15 protein-coding genes are annotated in these 20752 nt (G+C 51.7%); 3 read left to right on the forward strand and 12 right to left on the reverse strand.

Annotated features, from left to right (window positions below; all coding sequences use genetic code 11):
• The first annotated feature begins 59 nt into the window (after positions 1–59).
• Both GF423_RS01165 and GF423_RS01170 read left to right on the forward strand, forming a co-directional pair.
• Complete coding sequence (locus tag GF423_RS01165) at positions 60–866, forward strand: outer membrane protein assembly factor BamD (RefSeq protein WP_154326622.1); 807 nt, start codon at positions 60–62, stop codon at positions 864–866.
• Between the two features lie 45 nt (positions 867–911).
• Positions 912–1250, forward strand: a complete 339-nt coding sequence (locus GF423_RS01170) for a DNA-directed RNA polymerase subunit omega (RefSeq protein WP_154326623.1) — start codon at positions 912–914, stop codon at positions 1248–1250.
• 122 nt (positions 1251–1372) lie between these two features.
• Here GF423_RS01170 and GF423_RS01175 read toward each other — a convergent pair whose 3' ends face one another.
• The 3 genes from GF423_RS01175 to GF423_RS01185 are packed head-to-tail and all read right to left on the reverse strand — an operon-like array spanning position 1373 to position 3483.
• Positions 1373–2014 carry an MBL fold metallo-hydrolase gene (locus GF423_RS01175; protein WP_154326624.1) on the reverse strand — a complete coding sequence of 214 codons (642 nt, stop codon included), beginning with the start codon at positions 2012–2014 and terminating at the stop codon, positions 1373–1375.
• Positions 2011–2631, reverse strand: coding sequence for a 16S rRNA (guanine(527)-N(7))-methyltransferase RsmG (gene rsmG / locus GF423_RS01180; protein ID WP_154326625.1), 621 nt, complete (start codon positions 2629–2631; stop codon positions 2011–2013). The genes GF423_RS01175 and rsmG overlap by 4 nt, the downstream gene beginning before the upstream one ends.
• Before the next feature lie 18 nt (positions 2632–2649).
• Complete coding sequence (locus tag GF423_RS01185) at positions 2650–3483, reverse strand: DUF3298 domain-containing protein (RefSeq protein WP_154326626.1); 834 nt, start codon at positions 3481–3483, stop codon at positions 2650–2652.
• Positions 3484–3711: 228 nt separating this feature from the next.
• Here GF423_RS01185 and GF423_RS01190 point away from each other — a divergent pair, with 228 nt between their 5' ends.
• Positions 3712–4518: a polysaccharide biosynthesis/export family protein gene (locus GF423_RS01190; protein WP_154326627.1), complete on the forward strand. Its 807-nt coding sequence runs from the start codon at positions 3712–3714 to the stop codon at positions 4516–4518.
• Between the two features lie 152 nt (positions 4519–4670).
• Here the strand turns inward: GF423_RS01190 and GF423_RS01195 are convergent, their stop codons facing one another.
• From GF423_RS01195 to GF423_RS01235, 9 genes are all read right to left on the reverse strand, one after another.
• Positions 4671–5123, reverse strand: coding sequence for a hypothetical protein (locus GF423_RS01195; RefSeq protein WP_154326628.1), 453 nt, complete (start codon positions 5121–5123; stop codon positions 4671–4673).
• A 222-nt stretch (positions 5124–5345) separates the two neighbouring features.
• Positions 5346–7490: a discoidin domain-containing protein gene (locus GF423_RS01200; protein ID WP_154326629.1), complete on the reverse strand. Its 2145-nt coding sequence runs from the start codon at positions 7488–7490 to the stop codon at positions 5346–5348.
• Between the two features lie 64 nt (positions 7491–7554).
• Entirely contained in the window at positions 7555–8997 is a 1443-nt protein-coding gene (locus GF423_RS01205) for a glycosyl hydrolase (protein ID WP_206113310.1), read from the reverse strand.
• A 28-nt stretch (positions 8998–9025) separates the two neighbouring features.
• Positions 9026–10087, reverse strand: coding sequence for a glycoside hydrolase family 16 protein (locus GF423_RS01210; protein WP_154326631.1), 1062 nt, complete (start codon positions 10085–10087; stop codon positions 9026–9028).
• Positions 10088–13201, reverse strand: a complete 3114-nt coding sequence (locus GF423_RS01215) for a glycoside hydrolase family 16 protein (protein WP_154326632.1) — start codon at positions 13199–13201, stop codon at positions 10088–10090.
• A gap of 101 nt (positions 13202–13302) precedes the next feature.
• Positions 13303–14790, reverse strand: coding sequence for a fibronectin type III domain-containing protein (locus GF423_RS01220; protein ID WP_154326633.1), 1488 nt, complete (start codon positions 14788–14790; stop codon positions 13303–13305).
• 49 nt (positions 14791–14839) lie between these two features.
• Positions 14840–15736: a dockerin type I repeat-containing protein gene (locus GF423_RS01225; protein ID WP_154326634.1), complete on the reverse strand. Its 897-nt coding sequence runs from the start codon at positions 15734–15736 to the stop codon at positions 14840–14842.
• 118 nt (positions 15737–15854) lie between these two features.
• Positions 15855–17483, reverse strand: coding sequence for a RagB/SusD family nutrient uptake outer membrane protein (locus GF423_RS01230; RefSeq protein ID WP_154326635.1), 1629 nt, complete (start codon positions 17481–17483; stop codon positions 15855–15857).
• A 49-nt stretch (positions 17484–17532) separates the two neighbouring features.
• Positions 17533–20697 (reverse strand): SusC/RagA family TonB-linked outer membrane protein, encoded by a 3165-nt coding sequence (locus GF423_RS01235; RefSeq protein WP_154326636.1) that lies wholly within the window; start codon positions 20695–20697, stop codon positions 17533–17535.
• Positions 20698–20752: the final 55 nt, after the last annotated feature.

Below are 20752 nucleotides of genomic sequence, written 5' to 3' on the forward strand. Positions count from 1 at the left end.
GCCAAGTCGCCAAAGGGGGGCAGAAGGCAAAAGCATGTCGAACTAATAAAAGACGGTCAATGAAAGGTAGATTTTTCACTATATTGTGTGTCGCTGCACTGCTCACAAGCTGCGGCGAATACAACAAGGTGTTAAAAAGCACCGATTACAACTACAGGTTTGAATACGCAAAACGGGCCTTTGAGCAGAAAAAATACACTCAAGCTGCAACATTGCTCGAGAGCGTTTACACGGTGTTTAAAGGCACCGACAAGGCCGAAGAGTCGCTCTACCTGCTGGGGCTGAGCTACTATGAGAATAAAGATTACCTGAATGCAGGCAGCTATTTCAAGCAGTATTACACGCAGTATCCCAAGGGCCAGTATGCCGAGTTGGCACGCTTTTATAGCGGATATGGCTATTATCTCGACTCGCCCGAACCCCAGCTCGACCAGAGCGAGACCGTGAAGGCTATCGAGGAGCTGCAGGCCTTTCTCGACTACTTCCCCAAAAGCGACAAGGTGTCGATTGCACAGAATGCCATCTTTGAGCTGCAGGACAAGCTTGTGCTCAAGGAGCTTGAAAATGCCCAGCTCTACTACAACCTGGGCAACTACATGGGCGACAACTATGAGAGTGCTGTGATCACTGCCAAAAATGCAATCAAGGACTACCCTTACAGCAAATACAAAGAGCAACTGGAATTCTTGATTCTCAAGGCTCGATACAGCGAGGCCTCTCAAAGTGTAGAAGAGAAAAAGGAGGAGCGCTTCCGCACCGTGATCGACGAGTACTACTCATTTATCAATGACTATCCCGACAGCAAGGATCGTAAAGAGGCCGACAACATCTTTAAGATTGCCAGCAAGCATGTGAGTGAGAAATAAGGCAGAACAAAACAAAAACACAATCATACAATTCTTTTCTTTACAATGGATTACAAGAAAACAAACGCACCTACTACAACGACAGTACATGACTTGATCGAGATGGCCCAGCCCACGGGCAACATCTATGAAACGGTGTGTATCATCAGCAAGCGGGCCAACCAGATTGCAGTTGAGATTAAGAAAGATCTTGAAAAGAAACTGCAGGAATTTGCATCGATGAACGACAACTTGGAAGAAATCTCAGAGAATCGTGAGCAAATCGAGATTTCCAAGTACTACGAGAAGCTGCCCAAGCCCACGCTGATTGCCACTCAGGAGTATATCGACGGCAAACTTGCCTATCGCAATGTTGCCAAAGAGAAAGACGAGTTCAATTTCTAAACACAACGTCTCAATCTGTCCACTCAAAAAAAAATTCAAGGTCGCTCGGTCCCAATGCGGATTGAGCGATCTTTTTTATTGCGGAGTCATCTCCCCCCCCTGCGTGCTCAAAACAGAGCACACTACTGGATGTAGGGATTGAACGCTTTCTCATCGGCGACCGTAGTCGCAGGACCATGACCTGGCGCAAGGGTGACAGCAGCTGGGAGACTGAGCAACTTCGTCTTAATGCTTGCAATGAGTGCATTGTGGTCGCCGCCAGGCAAATCGGTGCGCCCCACGCTGCCGCGAAACAGGCTGTCGCCCACAAGTGCCAAGCCCTTGCTTGGGATATAAAATGAGAGCCCTCCAGGTGTGTGTCCTGGTGTGGCCAGCACATGAATCTCGTCATCGTCGAGCATTATCACATCGCCATCGTTGAGTGGCGAATCGATGAGGAGTGGGCTAACTTCGACTTTAAGATGGAAAAAAGCCGCCTGCTCGGGCAAGTGCTGTGCCAGCGGGGCGTCGAGAGGCGACGCTTCAACACCCACGCCATACCGGTCGGCCACAAACCGTGCCGAAGCCGAGTGGTCGACATGGCAGTGAGTGAGCAACAAGCGTTTCACCTGAAGCTGGTGGCCGTCGATAAACGCCACCACCTCGTCGCGTTCTTGCGGGCGCATCATGCCAGGATCAACAACTATGGCATGATGTGTCGCGTCGTTCCACAAGACATAGACATTCTCGCCAAACAGATTCACTTCGAAACGGGATACATTCATAACGGCAGGTACACGACTTTCTTGGTTTTGAAATAAGGCTCGTCAAAATAGTTCTTCAGCTCATCGATGAGCACCTCGTTGCGAAATGGCCTCACCTCTTGTGTGAGGTCACCACCCTTGAGGCACAATATGCCGTTGGGTATGGCATTGTGCTGCTCCTTGGCAATGAGCCTTTTCACCAGGGGAACGATCTGCGACAAGTCCATCACTGCTCGACTTGTCACAAAGTCGTATTGCCCTTTCACCTCCCTCACGTCGCCGTGCTGGAAAGTCACATTGCTCAATCCAGCCTGCTCGGCAATGTCGCGTGCAACCTTGAGCTTCTTGCCCACCCGGTCGACAAGATGAAAACTGACCTCGGGGAAGTAAATGGCCAAGGGAATACCTGGGAAACCGCCACCCGTGCCAAGGTCGAGAACCCTGGTGCCAGGAGTAAATTTTACAAATTTCACGAGTCCCAGCGAGTGTAGCAGGTGATTGACCTCAAGGTTGTCGATATCTTTGCGCGAGATCACATTGATTTTGGCATTCCACTCGGGATAGAGTCGCTCGGCGACGGCCAGCTGCTGCTGTTGCAGGGCAGTGAGAGATGGGAAATATTTGAGTATGGTAAGCATCGTGAGGGTGGGGAAAATTTAGAACCGTTTCAATACCGACTTGTCGCTTGCCCAGCGCTTCAGCGTGGCATAGTCGAGCGTGATCTTGGGTTCGAGATTGGCGTCGGCCGCGAGCTCTTGGGGAAGATAGCTCCACGTCACACCATTCTCGCCGAAACAGAAATTGGTGGTGAGCGTGAGGTTGTCGATATTGAAAAAGCCCAAATCATTGAGCTCGTCGCTGTTCTTAGCCCTGTTTTGTGTCATGAGTTGCTGCTTGAGCGCCTTACACACGGCCCCGAAAGCATCGCTGCGAAACATGCTCAAGTCGATGGGAGCAATGTTTTTCAAGTCGATATTGTAATACTGGTGTGTCTTAGACGACACTTCATCTTTCTTCACAGTCTCTTCCTTGCACAGCGTGAGAATGTCGTGCTGGTGGTAAGCGATGGTGATGTTTACGGCAATAAGTATTCGGTCGGACACGGCTCCCTCGGCTACGGCATACTCGTTGACATCGGTGCTGTCGAGCGAATTGCTGTTGAGCGTGGCGCGCGTATACTCCTTGAGCGCATCGTCGATGTCGAGGCTGTCGTTGCCCTCAAGCACCATCCGCGTGAAGAGCTTCTGCAACTTGGCGGTCGATGCCTTGTCGATGAAAAACTTGGGATAGGTGACCGACACGTCGACAAACTCCATGCAAACCTTGCCATTGCTGCGCTTGAAGCTGGCTGTGTCGCTCATTTTCACACTGGTGAGCGAAATAGGATACTGGCTTGTTGTGCCGTCGGTCACCGTAGCAGCCTTCTTGGTGCAACTGCAAAGGAGCGACAACGCAACTATCATGAAGATTAAAAAAGGTGTTCTTTTCATTTTGTTGAGCCCATGTTAAATTTCATTTGATAAAATTACAAAAAAAAAACGATAACACCGAACACATTTTGCTCATTTTACTAAATAATTCAAATTATTTTTTACTGCCGCAAAGCCAAAAAGCAGTATCTTTGCGACATGTAAAGTGCAAGACACTCGGCCTATGCTTTGCTTCACTGTGTACAACAGAAAAAAAGAAAAAAATAATATAACAAATATCACAAGACAATGAAAATCAAATCTTTAATCATGATTACTGCAGCAGCGCTCATGCTGTGCAGCTGCAGCACGCCCAAAGGCATTACCTATCTGCAAGGCGTCGACTCGCTGCCCGACGAGGTGCTCAAGAGTGCAGCAGCCCACAACGAGCCCGTCGTGCAACCAGGCGACATGTTGCAAATCAACGTGTCGTCGAGCAACCCCGAAGTAGTAAAGCCGTTTAACAAGACCGAATATATTGCAACCTCGACCGGGGCCAACAACATCTCCAACGGCGACAACTCGATCTATTTTTACCTGGTAGACAACAACGGCTATATCGACTTTCCCTTGCTGGGACACATCAAAATAGGCGGAATGACGCAGGCTGCCGCTCAAAACTACATTGCCCATCTCATTTACCCAAAGTATATCACCGAATGCCCAAATGTTGAAATCCGCTTCCAGAATTTTCATGTCTACACTATGGGAGAGGTAAACAATCCGGGAATGGTTAAAGCAAGCAACGGTCGCATCAACGTGCTCGAGGCAATTGCCCAAAGCGGTGACCTCACCATCACCGGCCGTCGCGACAATGTGATGATCATCCATACCAATGCCGATGGCAGCCGAGAGGTGAGCCGGGTGAACCTTAACGACAAGAACACCATTGTTTCGCCCAACTTCAACTTGCGGCAGAATGATATTGTCTATGTCGAGCCCAATGCATCTAAGCAACGCAGCAGTTTCTCGATACCGCCACAATGGCAATTCGGAACGAGCATACTGGGCATTGTTGTCTCGGTGGTGACACTGGTAGTGACCTTGACCAAATAACACACCACATGGCGTTTTAAACGCCGTGCCCCTTGTGAGAGCAGGGACTGTGCCGACCATGGCACAGTCCCTGCTCTATTCTTGCCCTGCAACGCTCACAACTGCGGGGCGAGTTTCTGGGCTGCAGCTCGGCCACCCAAGGCTGTCGAGCTTCATTTCAAGTCGTTGCGACGCTTGAATGTCAACGTTGTCTTGGAGTCGCCGTTTTCCCACTTGCGCAAGACCATGGTTGTGGCCGTGAGTTTTTCTACAACATATCGGTCATCATTCTCCCATGGGTCGACACCGTTGATGTCGCCTTTATAGGTAATGTCGAGATAGACCTGAGTATCGTTGTCGGGATCCGACACATGCCAGTCGTAGACCTTGTCATTCACGCGGCCGCCCTGAGCGGTGAGATAGTAGGTTGTCAATTGGCCCCACGACCATGTCGACTCGTCTTGTGTCGCAAAGCTGTAGATATAGGGTGAAGTCGCATCGCTGCCACTGGTGAGTTCCCACTGGCCTTTAATCAATTTGGTGTCGATTTTCTCGTCATCATCGCCACAACTGCCCGCCGTGACCAGCAAGACGGCAAGCAACAACAATAGTGTAATTTTTCTCATATCGGTTTGCTGTGTTTTGTTACGCGGCAAAAATACACAAAACGAATCAGAACAATGCAACATCAGCAATAAAAATTTCCAATTTCAAAACCACAAAACGAGCACGCCACACTGGTACAGCATCTTATATCCAGTGTGGCGTGCAGTTGCAGCACCTTGCAGGTGCCATCAATCACTAACTATCACGACTAATGTATTTTTTTCTGCATCTTGCCAAGGGCACTACTTGAGAGTCTTGGATACGGTCTTGGTGCCATCGGCGCGAGAAGAAACCACAATATTGAACCCATGGAATGGCGTGCTGGCCTGCTGGCCTGCGGCGTTGTAGTAAACAACGCTTGTCACTGCATTTGAAACATTCACATCGGCAACAGCGGTGGGCTCACCTGGCTTCTTGAACGCATAGATATTGCCCACGACGAAGGTCAGCGTGCCGTCACCGTTGGCAAAGCCGTCGCTTGCATCGGCATCGGCTACATGAGCGATAGTGCTCACATACTTGATTTGATAAAGCGACTTCATGTCGGTGCCGCGAGCAATAATGCTGTCGATGGGCAGGCTGATGTTGTTCCACTCACCTGCAACCAAGTTGCATTCAAAACCTTTCTCTGGTTGATTTCCACCCGTGGCTGCACTGTTGATGGGCACCACAGTGAGCCGGGCATTGGCTGCAGCATAAACATCGAAATGCAACGTGTCTTGTGTCGATACATCGACCGTGCCAAATTGAGAACCGTAATAAGTAAAGTTGCGAATCACAAAGGCTTCGTCACCATTTATGTCGATTGCTTTGCCCGAGTTGTCCGAGCCTCCCCAGCTGTACCATCCATAGCCCTCAGCTGTGCCGAGTGCAGAGCCATAGATGGCGACATAAGATGTGGCTGCCGGCGTGGGCACACTGGGCATTGACGGCGTAGTCACGTTGAGTTTCACCGTGTCGGTGACATTCACCCCGTCGCTTGCCGTGATGCCAAGCGAATAGGCCGTGGCAGGCTCAAGTTGCAGCGTCTGCAACACCACTGCGCCACTGGCACCCGAAGCCGTCACATCGATACCATGAGAACCATCAACGACATGATAGGTAATGGTAGAGGCCACATCGTCGGACGCCTTGAGATTGACAATAGCCGATAGCGGCGTCAATGCACCCAGCGTGGCAGTAAAGTCGGCAGGAGCATTGCTGTCGGCAATGGGCGTCTTGCCCGAGCCATAGACTCTGAACTCGATGATGGAAACGCCATAGTCGGTTGCAGGCGACGTGCTGTTGAATTTCACATAGCGAACCTGGCTGTTGGACGCGGGGGCATAATAGTAGTAACGACCACCCTGGAAGCCCGAAAGTCCACTCACCGACTCTCCCGTTGCCCATACCTTGCCATCCTTGGAGAACTCGATGGTGAAAGCTGCCGGGTTGGCATTTTCAAAGTACAGCTCCATTGCATCGATATCATAGTAGGCAGCGAGATCGGCAATCACATAGGCAGGAGCCTCGCTCGAAACCGGTGTGCCGCTTGCCCACCGAGTGCCCTCGTTCTCATCAAAGGCCATTGTGGCAGTCAAGCCGTCGGCCTCTCCGCTTTTAGCACTCAGCTTGCCTTGAGCAAGATTAAGGCCTTCATAGGCATAGATGCGGGCGGTATCGGTTTTGTCGCCGAGTGTTGCAGCAATCACCGACAACCCCTTGGCCGAAGGGGTGAATGTCTTCCCGTCGGCACTCACGGTGCCTCCAGCCCCCGTGACAGTGAACTTGGCACCACTGGTATCATATTCAAGCCCATCCTGGTCAAGAGCAGTCAAGGTCATTGGCACTGCCGAGCCCACGGCTGCAAGCCCGAGAGAGGCGTCATTCTTGCCAGGGGTTGCAGGGGCATAGGACAGGGTGGTGAGTGTTGACTGTGCCGAAGCTTCAAACACACGAAACTCCCAAAAACTATACCCATAGCCAGTGCCGCGTGCGGTGCCCACAAACTCAACGTAGCGATACTTCTTGTCGCCATCGAGTCTCAGCGTCTGAGTGTGAGGAAAATCAGAAAGCGACTGATCGGTGACAGTAGCAATCGTGACGCCACCCGTAATGTAACCGTCATCACCCACATTGTCGCCTGCCACAATAGTGAATGACTTGCCATAGGCACCTTCCCACACAATCTGAATGGTGTTGAAAGTGAGGGGCTCGCCTAAGTCAACCTGCCACTTCTGCGGGTCCTTTCCGTGCTCCGATTCCCAACGCGTGCCCAGGTTGCCGTCGTTGCCTTGCGAGGCTGTGCCCGAACTGGCAATCGACGTCTTCCCTTCGGCCAGATTAGTCTGTGCCAGCATCGACCACGATGTCAATGCCAGGAGTAATAAAAGGAAAACTTTTTTCATTGCTTTTTCAAGATTAAAGTTAACAATATTATGATGGAAAAATTAGTAAAAGGCGTGTTTCACACTACTTGCTCAAGATGATATTGATCAACGCCGTCACATCGCTCACGTTGACCAAGCCGTCGTGGTTAAGGTCGCACAGCATGTCGTCGTAGGCTGCCGAGCCCAGTATCTTGTTGATAAGGGCAGTAACGTCGGTCACATTTACCTGGCCGTCGCCATTGATATCGCCGCCAGCATCGCTGTCGAATCTGAACCAGTTGAACTTGCAATTGGTGCTTTGGCCACTCACAATGCGAATGCGCACGTGTCCTGCCGGGAGAGTAGCCTTCATGGTCTGGGTCTTCCATTTGCCCACACTGCCTGTGGCATCGAGCACTTGTTCGGCCACCTTTTGTCCGTTGGCAAAAATGCGTATTTTGGGGCTGAACAAGAACTCCTCGCTCGCCAGTCGCAGCGAGAAGGTGTAGCTGCCGGCACGCGGCACGTCGACAAGATACTCGGCCCAGTTGTTGACATCAAAACTACCCACTTGTATCTTTTGGCTGCTTTGGGTGTCGGTATTCACCTCCAGGGTGGGACCTGTCGAGTTCACCCAATCCTTGGCAGCAATCACCGCTCCCGCAGGGTGAAAATAAGTAGTGTCGTAGGACGACATGTTGACATATACCTGCCCCAATTGCGAGAGCGTGCCCCATGCCGGCTGATGTGTGAGCAGGTTTTGATTCACCAGCAAGCGATAGTAAGGAGGAGTCTCGGTACCCTTGGCCTTGAACCACGCATAGCGGTACACCATGGTGTCGAGCTCCAAATCCTGAACCTTCAGCACCATGGAATTGAGTTGGGAGACCGAGTCGACCGTACCCTCCCAAGAGCAGAACTCGGTGAGCCACACCTTCTTGCCGAAGGTGCGGGCAAAGTCGTCGATAAAATTCATCATCGCCGTGTGACTATTCATATAGCTGTGCAGGGCCACATAGTCCATGCGCGGTTCCTTGCCGTAGAGCTTCTTATAGGCCTCGACAAACTTCGACAGCCACTCTTTGGGTTGATAAGTGACGCCATCGTTGATGGGGCCATCGGGAAAGTTGAGCGCCGGAGCCACAAGTTGCAGGTTGTAGTCGCGAGCAATAGCCTCAAGGGCTGGCCAGCGCTGTGCTGCCTGCTCGGGGGTCATATTGGCCTGGGCCTTGAAGTTGGGCTCGTTGAAGCCCAGCAGATACCTGGTGCCTGGATACTTAGAGAGCGAGTCGCGCAACGCCTGCTCGCTGAAGCCGCCGTTCCAGCACATGGGCACAAACTCCATAATGCCGCCTGGCCGCAACTGCGAGGCCACATATCGAGCTGGATTGGTGCCCCAGTTGTAGGTCCACGACACGCCTGGAGCCAGAGCCTCGACCTCGGGCGCATGATTGAGGCCGTTCTCTCCCACTCCGCGCTTGGCACTTTTCTTCATTTGCCCCCACGCAGCCGGAGCAACAGCAAGCAGGGCTAAAATACATATCAAAATTTTTTTCATCGTTGCAGCATTATAATTATCGATTGAATACTTTCTTTACTTCATCTCCCGTTTTCACAATGTAAATACCCTGATTCATCTCGCTCACGATATTGCCAAGGGTGTCGTATATCACAACAGGCTTGTCGGTGGGTGTAGTTGCCACATTGTCGATGCCGGCTCCCCAACCATCGGGGATGGAAGCAGTGGCAGCCAAGTCGTCGCTGTCCTGATACACCCTCACCCAGTCGATATACATCTTGGCCTCGCCTTGTGCCAGGGCGGTAATGCCGGTCGAGCTCGTAATGCCCGTGAAATTACCCCCTACTGCAAGGTCATAGACAATGAAAAACTCATGTTGAAAGTAGTGTCCAGTTCCCCAGTCATTGCTGTAGTCGCTCACTCCCATTTTGTAATAGGGCTGCGCATCGGGATACTTGTCCTGGTCGAGATACATGCTCACATAGTCATCGTCCCACTCCAGGGTGAAGGTGTGAAACTCTCCGTCCTGCAAACTGTAATCACTGGTCGTGCTGCGGGCATAGTTGGGATACTGCCCCTGGCTGTTGTAGTAGCCCCAGTGGCAGGCACCGTTGAAAAAACTATCCTGAGTATTGTGTTTGATACCCTCGGCGTTTCCCATCTCCACGATATCGATCTCGCCACAACGGGGCCACCCCACCGAGCCAAAATCATTGCCGAGCATCCAGAAGGCCGGCCACAGGCCATTGGCCGTGCTTGGCAACTTGATGCGACTCACAATCTTGCCATGCTTGAAGCAAGCCTTGCCGGCAGTATTCAATCGGCCCGAAGTGAACGCCTTGCCGTTATAGCTTTCCTTTTTAGCTGTGAGCACCAGGCAAACCGCTCCCGAGGCTGAATCGGTCTCAAACGATATGTTTTGTCGGCGATAATATTGGAGTTCGTTATTTCCTCCGCCGTCGCCGTTTTCCTCAATGTTCCAAGCCTTTTCATCGAGCGCATTGTTGTTAAACTCATCGCTCCACACAAGTTTGTAATTGTGCTGTGCAACTGCATTGATCGAAATGCCAGCGATTGCAATCACAGCCAAAACTGACATGCTATAATAGTTGTTCATCTACTTATTATTGTTTAGAATAATGTTGATAATTACATCAATATCAGATACGTTTACTTTTCCATCTCCATTGATGTCGGTGTTGTCGTGAGTCTCGGTGCCAAGTATCACTCCCACCAGGGCAGTAACGTCGCTCACGTCGACATCGCCATCGGCGTCGACATCGCCCACGAGCGATTGCGAGGCTTTTTTGTAGAAAAACACCGCATCAAAATTGAGCGGTGTGCCCGAGACCCCGCCACTGAGCAACGACACCACATTGCCCAGGTAGCTGGTCGATCCAGGAAATACTGGATTGGCCCGAGAAGCAATCTCACTGAAGGGTATATCGAAGTTGTACCACTCGCCATCGCGATAGAAATCGCCAAGCAGGCTATAGACCGTTCCATTGTCGTTAAATGCCGTAGCACCAAGCGAAAAATGAGCATTGCCCACCCCTACGGCATGGGTGGCGTGGGTTGTGGAGTCGGCTGACTTGAAAGCCAGGTGCAGGTAGTAGTCGTTGTCAAGCATGCTCAAGTCCTTGCCTGTGCCTTGCGATGCAAAGCCAAGACCCGACCAGCCTGCCGAGCCCACGGTAAAGGCCAGGTAAGGCTCATCGTTGCCAAAAGAGTTCACTCCCGTTGCAGTTGCTGCATTATAAGTATTTTCCCACACATAGAGGAAGTTGCGCGTGTCGTCAGGACGGTAGTCGGCCACCGTTGCAGCCTTAATCTGGGTGGCCTCGGCGTCGCCAAGATAAAGCAGCACGTAGTCCTTACCCTTGCTCAAGTCGAATGTGGGCTTGCCATCGCGATCGAGCGACTTAGAGCCATAGAGTCCCAGCACGTTGTCGGTCGTGTCGACCTTGCCATCGTCGCTGTGCTTCTTGTAGAAAAATATGTTGTCGAATTGCAGTTGCGCCCCTTGGGCGCCGCCACTCAGGAAAGAAACGACATTGCCCGTATAGGCCTTGACACCGCCATCGGCAGTGAACGGGTCGCCATAGAGACTTTTGATCACTCGGTAAGGAATATCGAAGTAGTACCATTCACCGTCGCGCTTGTAATCGCCCAAGACAGTGGTGCCCGTAGAACTATTCCCAATCACAAATTGTGCTGCACCCACGCCCACAGTGTGGCACGCATGCCGCACGATGTCGTTGCCCTTCATGGCAAAGTGCAGATAATAGCTGTTGTCGAGCATGCTCAAGTCTTTGCCCTTATGTCCTGTAGAGGCAAAGCCCATGCCCGACCAGCCTACAGTGCCCACGGTGAAGCTCTGATAGGCTTCCTGAAAGCCAAACGAATTGACGCCTGTCGAAGTGAGTGCATTGTAGGTTTTTTCCCATATCCACAGGAAATTGTCGGTATCGTCGACATTGTAGTTGGCTTTGATCTTGCCGGTCATGGCATCGGTCACGCCAGTACTGGTGCCGATGAGCACATAGTCATAGCCGTCGTCGAAGTCAAACGTCGTGGCCCCATTAGCATCGAGGGCCTTGCTGGCATACTTACCAATTACAGTAGTGGTGTCGGTCGTAGGCAGCGAGGTATTGACGCTGTCGTTGCGATAGAAAAACACGTTGTCAAATTGCAACTGCGCACCCGCCGAGCCGCCGCTCAAGAAAGCAAACACATTGCCAAGATAACTTGACGAATCGGTGAACAACTTGCCCGACAAACTCTTGAGCACGCTCACAGGAATATCAAAGGAGCACCAGCGGCCATCACGCTTGAAGTCGCCCAACACAGGGGCTGCACTGCCGTTGTCGACAAAGGCGGTACTGCCAATCGTAAACTTGGCATTGCCCACAATCACCTCGTGGCTGGTGTGCACGAGATTGTCGGTACCACGCATGGCAAAGTGCAGGATGTAGCTGTCGTCGATCATGCTCAAGTCCTTGCCTTTGCCAGTCGAGGCATATCCGAGTCCCGACCATCCAACATTGGCTACTGTGAATACAGGATAAGACTCTTGATAGCCAAAAGAATTGATGCCGGTACTCGTGCCGGCATTGTAGGTTTTCTCCCAAATGTAAAGAAAATTGTTAACGTTGTCAACATTGTAGTCAGCCTTGATCTTGCCTTGCATTTGTGCTTTGACACCATCGCTCACCCCGATGAGCACGTAGTCTTTGGAGTGGGCGAAATCAAAAGTGGGAGTTCCGTCATCGTTGAGCGAAATCGAGCCGTAGGCACCCAGAGAGGTGACATTGTCGGCAGTCGAAGGCTTGTCGCTGCCAGCCTCGCCATCGGGGGTGATGTAGTTTTGTGAGTCCTCACGCTGATACACACGCACATAGTCAACAGCCATTTCTTGATTGCCGCTATTGAGGGCAGTGACACCGCTTGCATCGTAGATGCCTGTGGCACTGCCGCCTACAGCCAAGTTAAAGAGCAAGAAGAAACGCTTGTGGAAATACCTGCCTGCCGAGTTGACTTGCGCTGTGTCGTTGATGTTCATCTTGAAATAAGGTGTCTCGTCGGGGTGCTTGTCGAGGTCGACATACATGCTCACTGCATCATCGTCCCACACCATGGTGTAGATGTGGTAATTGCCGTCTTCGATAGTATAGTTGGTAGTCGACTGGCTATACATGGGATGATTGCCATTGGTGTAAGGCCCCCAGTGCATAGCTGCATTGAAAAACTTGTCTTGCGTCGCTGTCTCGATGCCCTTGGCACCGCCAGCCTCGAGCACGTCGATCTCGCCGCAATAGGGCCAGCTCATGCCATCGGCCATGTCGTTGCCCATGAGCCAGAATGCAGGCCACAGGCCGTTGGCCGTCTTGGGCAACTTGATGCGGGCCTCAACCTTGCCATGCTTGAAAGCCACCTTTCCCATCGAGTTGATGCGGCCCGAGGTGAACGATTTGGAGCCATACGATTCTTTCTTGGCAGTAATCACAAGGTTGCCGCCAGTCACCTTCACATTGCCTGGCAAGTAATATTGCAGCTCGTTGTTACCCCCGCCATTACCGTTACTCTCCACATTCCACACCTTGGTATTGAGCGTAGTTCCGTCAAACTCGTCGCTCCACACCAGCTTGTAGTCGCTTGCTGCAGCACGCGATATTGCCGTTGCCGATGCTGCAAGCAACACAAATGTCGATAACTTGAATATCGTCTTCATGAAAAAGTCGATGAAATAGGATAGAATAAAAAAAGGAGAAGCCCCCAAAAGGGACTCCCCCCTTTTCACGCAATAATAATTAGTTTTTTAATTTGAGGAAATTATCTGTTGATATATTTCTTGCCGTTTTTAACGACTATGCCCTTGTAGTCGCTCGACACTTGCTGACCAGCGACATTGAAGGCCGGGCCATCGACAACGGGCTGAGCCACATTGACGCCATTCACGCCTGTCGACACCTCGTTGTAGAAATACACGTTGCCCACTATGAAACTTTGAGTGCCGTCACCGGTGCCAAAGCCGTCGACATTGCCGTCGCCGCCATCGGCAGCCAGGGTGCCCATATACTTGATTTGATACAGATTGGCCATGTTGCAGCCCTTCTGCACATAGGTGGCCACAGGCACCTCAAGCGTGTTCCACTCGTTGGCCTTGAGCGAGAATTGTACGCCCTTCTCGATTGTGCCAGTGATGGGAATAATAGTGAGGGTCATGTCTTGCAAAGGAAGCACATCGATGTGCAGCTTTTTCCAGCTCGTGACATCGATAGCGGTAAACTCACTGCCAAAATAAGCAAACTTGCTGATCATGTAGCCTACTTTGCCATTGATGTTGATGGCAGCACCAGTGCCTCCACCCCAAGGATTGAAGAAATAGCCGTCGGTGTTGCCAGTGTAGGGCGAGAACACACTCTTGAGCTCGTTGGCCACAGGCTGAGGAATGTCGGGGAGCGACTGGGTGGTGACCTCAAGGGTCTTGGCCTCGCTCACGTTGCCCTTCTCATCGGCAGCCTTCACGGTGAGCGTGTATTGAGTGCCAGCATTCAGGCCAGTGATATTGAGGCTTGTAGCCTCGCCCGACTTGCCAGTCACCTTGTAGGTTGTGCCATTCTGGTCGGTCACAGTGTAGTATATGCTTTCGCTCTTGTTGTCGGTAGCCGTGAGCGATAGCGTGGCGCTTGCATAGCTCACACTTGCCACCGTTGCACTGGTAATGACAGGAGCCTCGGTATCCTCATAGCTCACAGCCTCCTTGTAGCAATACACATTGCCCACATAGAAAGTCTTGGTGCCATCACCGTTGCCAAAACCGTCGACATTGCCGTCGCCATTGTCGACAACTGTGCTCGTATACTTGATTTGGTACATGTTGGTCATGTTGCAGCCCTTCTTGGTGAAAGTTTCAACAGGAATCTTTATCGTGTTCCACTTGCCGCCAGTCACAGCACTCTGCACGCCTTTCTCCACAGTGCCGGTAATCGGCACGATGGCGAGCGTCATGTCGGTCTCAGGAAAAACATCGACTACAAGATATTTCATCTTGGTCACATCGAGGGCAGTGAACTGAGAACCATAGTAGGTGAAATTGGGAATTTTAAATACCTTGGCATCGCCTACAGCGATTTCTGACCCCACGTTGCCACATTGCCAATCGGCGAAGAAATATCCATCGGTGTTTCCAAGTGCCGAAGAGTAAATACCAATAGCATCGTTGCCCGTAGCAAGAGGCGCAGGCACTGTTGTGGGCTGTGCCCACGCAGCAACACCGGCCAATACCAGTGCAACTGCCGAAAACATTAGTCTTTTCATAATAAATGAAGTTTAGTTTATGTAAAAACAATATGTGTGTGTGTGATAATTAGTTTTTTGACAAAATCATGTTGACCAGAGTGGTCGCATCGGTCACATTTACAGTGCCGTTGCCATCAAGGTCAGCCCGTGACACGAAACTTGAATCAGACACTGTGCCCAAGATGATGTTGACCAACACCGTAACATCGGTAACGTTGACCTGGCCGTCGCCATTCACATCGCCCTTGGCAAAGGATGGGGTGAGCGTACTGCTCTTGTAGATGAAAATATTGTCGAGATGAAGCTCAACGCCTTGAGTGCCGCCACTCAGTGCCCAGAAGTAGTTGCTCTTGTAGGCCTTTTGCCCGCCGTTGGCAGTCGTCCAGGGATTCATGATTTTTTTCAAGACCGAAATCGGAACATCGACATAATACCACTCACCGTCGTTTTTCCAAGTACCCAGGTTCTTGACTGTTGTGCCATTGTCGACAAAAGCATTGTCGCCAAGGGCAAACTTAGCGTCGCAAAAACCGATGCACTGAGCATTGGCAGGATTGCCCTTGATGGCGAAGTGCAGCACATAGGTATCGTCGAGGTCGCTGAAGTCGACAGGCGTGTCGCTAGTGATGCCCATGCCCGACCAGCCCACATTGGACACAGTGAGAGCCAGGTGGTCCTCGAGCTGGCCAAATGAGTTCATGCCGCTGCCGTCGCCAGCATTATAGGTCTTCTCCCACACCCACAGGTGCTTCACCTGGTCGTCGACACGCAAATCGGCTTTGATACCCTTGGTTTTCATCGCCTCATACTCGGCATCGCCCACCATGATAGGCATGAAATTGGAAGCCTTGCTCCAGTCAAAAGTAGGCTCGCCCTGCTCGTTGAGGGCTTTGGCAACGGTCTGGGCTTTGGCACCCATTGCTGCCATGGCAAGAATTGCCAAACATAGAGTAAATTTTTTCATGTGTTGAAAATTTTAAGTTGTTATTGAATGTTGTATTTGTTTCTTTCAGGATGAAGCAGGACTTAGCAAGTCGATATAACACGATGACAAATCCTGCTTCTCGAGGCTATGGCATTTCTCAATAATTAGGATTCTGTGTAATCCCTGTGAGGTCGATTTCCTTGGAAGGTATAGGGAACAACTCGCACTTGCCCTTGGTGAAGCTGCCCCATTGGGCTTTGGCTTCTTCCGACTCGCCAGCGATATAGTTGTCCATCGTCTCCTTGGCAATGCCCCAGCGCACCAAGTCAAACCACCGGTGCCCCTCCATGGCAAGTTCGACGCGGCGTTCGTGGCGAATGGCGGCGCGCAAGTCGGCCTGGGTGTCGGCATAGGTCACCGTCTTGCCCTGTATGATCGAAGTGTAGGGGAAACTCTTGAGCCCGACCCGGGCACGCACACTGTTGAGTGCCGACCGGGCCTGGCCCAGGTCGCCGAGCTCGCAACAGGCCTCGGCATACATGAGTAGCACGTCGCTGTAACGTATCTGCTTGTTGTTGAGCGGGCCACGTGAGTCGTGTGTCAAATGATAGCAGCTGCCGTTGTCCTCGGTATACATGGCATACTTGCGATTGAGCAAGCTGTCGCCCGTGTAAATCTCTTGCGCAGGAGTCTCCATTTGCCCGTAGGCCGGGCGTAAAATGGTGGAGTCGCGGCGTGGGTCGCCAGGTTCAAACTCGTTGTAAAGATTCTCGGTGGGCTTGTCGAAGCCCCAACCGGCCTGGCCCCAGAAGCTGGAGCGCGATCGCTGCAAGATGAGTGTGAATGTGCCGCGGGTAAAGCCCTCACCCTCGCCATAGTCGCTGGTCGGGTCCTCCACATATTGTATTTCAAATACCGACTCGGCATCGTTTTCACCTGCAAGGGTGAAATTGGTGAAGAAATTCTTGTCGAGGCTGTACTGGCCGCTTGCCATGATAGAGTCGCCCCAGGCTTTGGCAAGCTGAAACTTGGCCTGAGCACCGTTCACATCGTTATTGTTCTCGAGATAGTCGGCATAGTAAAGGTTGGCTTTAAGCAACATGGCTTGGGCAGCACCCTTGGTGGCACGGCCCAAATCGCTGGGCGAGTACTTGCTCTTGAGCCACAACTGACGGTTGGCCTGTTGCAGGTCGCGCACGATGAAGTCGAAGGTTTCGGCAACCGAAGCGCGGTGCTGCGCCCATTTCGAACTGCTGTCGATGACCTCCTCGATGAGAGGCATGCCGCCATAAAGCCGCAGCAGCCTGAAATAATAGAAAGCACGCATGAAGTGGGCCTCGCCTTCAAGTCGGTCGGCCTCAAGCAGGTCGGCAGCCTTGGTGAGGTCGCCTTTCTTCTTTGCAATCTCGTCGAGAGCCAGGTTGCAACGCGCTATGCCTTGCCATTGTGCACGGTAATACTCGAGCACAATTTCGTTGTTGGTGTTTACCTTAAAATTGTCGATGTCGTAGGCATCGCCGCCATCGGAGATGCCCTGGCCGCCCTTGAGTGCGTCGTCGCTGGCGATGTCGCCGAAGAACCACTCAGAGTAATAAGTATCACCGTATTCCCAAGCCAGGGGCACATAGCAGGCATTGGTCACGTTTTCCAGAGTCGATATCGAGGTGAAATACTCATCACGATTGTTGGTGCCTGGAGTGTCGTCGGTGAGCCAGTCATTGCACGACGTCATTCCCACCGCAAGAGCTGCTACCACAGCCATATTGATATATTGTTTAAGTCTCATGATTTCTTGATTGAATGTGTGATTGATTAAATTGCTTGCAGCGGTACTGTTAAAAACTCAAATTAAGTCCCATCAAGTAGGTGCGAGCCTGGGGATAGTTTCCATAGTCGACACCGCCTGCCACCTCGGGGTCATAGCCACTGTAGTCGGTAATGGTGAACAGATTGCTGGCTTGCAGGTACACCCGCAGCGTCTTGAGCCCAAGCGGCTTTATCAATCGGTCGGGGAAGTTGTAGCCCAGCTGAATGTTCTTGAGCCTCAAGTAGGACCCGCTCTCAATGAAACGATCGCTGTTGTAGAAGTTGATCGAGTGCTTGGGATTGGGGATGCCGGCCTGGGCATAGTCGGTGACGCGATAGTCGCGCGAGTCGGCATTTTCCCAGCTCCACACCTTGAGCATGTCGCTACTCAAGTTGCTCTCGGTGCCAGTGCCATAAAGGCGCTCGTTGAGTGCGTTGTATATCTTGTTGCCCGCCACACCCTGGAAGAAAAGCTGGAGGTCGATATTCTTCCAGCTGGCGCTCAAGTTGAGGCCATAGCTCACTTTGGGGAAATTGTTGCCCAGCTTAGTTTTGTCGTTGTCGTCGATCACGCCATCGTGATTGATGTCTTCATATATGGCATCACCGGTGCCATAAGGATTGGCTTGTCCGCTCTTGGCATAACCAGGCAGGGCGGCATCGGCATCGGCCTGAGAGGCAAAGACACCCTTGTACTTGTAGCCCCAGAAGGTGAACAACGGGAGGCCCTCGTCGCTCATCACGCGGTCGCCATACACAGGTGCACCGCCATTGAGTGCTGTCAACTCATTTTTGATAAACGACATGTTGCCATCGATGCCATAGGTAAAGTCGCCCAAAGTGTTGTGATGACCGAGAGTGATTTCAACGCCCGAGTTACGCACGGTGCCCACATTGGCTTGTGCATCATAGCGGTTGCCCACCCATGCCGGACCTTTGACATAAAGCAGCATGTCCTTGGTGTTGCGAATGAATCCCTCGACCGTGAAGCTCAACTTGCCATTCCACAATGCGGCATCGATGCCGGCATTCCAAGTCTCGGTGCGCTCCCACTTGCCACCCTGGTTCACATAGGTGAGTATTGTAGCGCCATTGGCAATAGTCCCGTTGAACGGGTATCCCACAAAGGTGGGCCCCGAGGTGAAGATGGTCTGGTTGAAGGCATCGTTGCCAATCTTGTCATTGCCAATCTGCCCCCAGCCGGCACGTAGCTTCAAGTAGTCGAGTGCAGCCCACTTGCCTTTGAGCCACGGCTCCTCGCTCACACGCCAGGCTGCTGCCAGCGACGGGAAGTAGCCCCAAGTGTTTTCGGGGAACTTGTTGCTGCCGTCGGCACGGAAGTTGAATGTGAACATGTAGCGGTCGAGCAGCGTGTAGTGGGCACGCCCCAGGAATGACAGGCGACGGGTGCGGCTCACGCCATCGCCAGCCTTGTTGGTGTTGTCGAGAGTCGTTTGGTTCAGGTACCAATTCTTTTCATCGGGATTGAGGATGCCACTGCCCGAGTTGCCAATACTGTAGTAGTTGTACTCCTCGGTAGTTTGGCCAACCATGAGGTTGAAGCTGTGTATCTTGTTGATATCAAACACATAGTTCACAATATTTTCCCAAGTGAACGTGGAATAGTGAGAAAGAGACCGCTCAAGGAAGTTATTTTCCAGGTAATCTTTCACACTCACGTCGTGTGCGTCCTTGAAAAGACGGTATTTAAGATTCACCTCGTCGTAGCTGGCATCGGTGCGATAGGAGAAGCCCTTAAACGGGGTGAACTCCAGGTAAATGTCGCCAATCCAGCGACTGGTGCGGCTCTTGGGGTGCGATGTGTAGACCATGCTGAAGGGATTGGTGGCATTCTTGAAGTTGGAGGGTGCAGCATAGCGGCCACCCATGTCGGCACCGTTCACGTTCACTGCATTTTCGGGATAGTAAGCCAAGTCCCAGGGGGCCATTGCAATGGCAGCCGAGATGACCGAGGCGTTGGCCGACGAACTGTTGTTCATTGCGGTGCGCCCCATGCTGTACACGTAGGACAGATTCTCGCCTATCTTCAACCACGGCTTCAACTGGCAGGATGTATTGGCACGCAGCGTGAAGCGCTCGTAATTGGAACCTATGATAGTTCCCTCTTGGTTAAAGTAGCTGGCACTCATTGAGTAGCTGGTCTTGTCGCCACCGCCGTCAAACGACACATGATAGTTCTGAATGGGAGCATTGCTCTTGAACACTTCGTCTTGCCAATCGGTGTTGACGACGCTGTAGTCAAGGCCTTGGATGCCATAATCGATGCCCTTGCGGGTGTAGCCGTCGATCTTGGCTATGGCAAAGTGCGGGTCGTTGCCCAGCTTGTAGGTCTGCAGCCAGCGGTTGAAGCCATATTTGTTATAGAAAGTCTGTTCACTCTTGGCAGCGTTTATGGCCTCATAGGTGTTGAAGAAATCGGAGCTGTTCATGAGCTTGAGCTTCTTCCAGCGGCTTTGAAAGCCATAGTACATATCGAGCGAGATGGTTGAGACCCCCTTCTCGCCTTTTTTGGTAGTGATCAAAACCACGCCGTTGGCGCCGCGGCTGCCGTAGATGGCCGTAGCCGAAGCGTCTTTCAGTATCTCGGTCGACTCGATGTCGTTGGGGCTCAAGAACGAGATATTGTCGGTAATCACACCATCAACTACATAAATGGGGGCAGAGTTGTTGACTGTGCCAATGCCGCGAATGCGCACCTCGGCGGCCTGGCCCGGCTGTCCCGACGAGGCATTGACCGTGACACCAGCCGCGCGTCCCTGCAGAGCCTGGTCTACACTGGCTGCGGGTGTCTTTTTCAAGTCTTTGGCACTTATAGTAGCAACCGAACCCGTAAGGTCACTTTTTTTCATCGAGCCGTATCCGATGACGACAACCTCGTCGAGCTGGTTGACATCGTCGCTCATCTCGACATTGAGGGTTGTAGTCGACGAGAACGGCCTCGTCTCATTTTTACAGCCTATAAATGAGTACTCCAGTGCACCAGGCTTTTTGGCCGAAATGATATAGTGGCCATCGGCGTCGGTCACTGTTAGAATATTGGTTCCAGCAATTCTAACTGTAACGCCAATCATGGGTTGATGATCGGACGACGAGATCACGGTTCCCTGAATCTTGATTTGAGCTGCCGCAACAATGGGTAGCAACAGCAACAATAATGATAGCTTAAATTTCATCGAAGGTTATTCAGTTTTTGTTTCTTTTCAAATAAGTAATGCAAATTTAAAATCA

Source organism: Sodaliphilus pleomorphus, assembly GCF_009676955.1.
In the GTDB taxonomy this organism is placed as follows: Bacteria; Bacteroidota; Bacteroidia; order Bacteroidales; family Muribaculaceae; genus Sodaliphilus; species Sodaliphilus pleomorphus.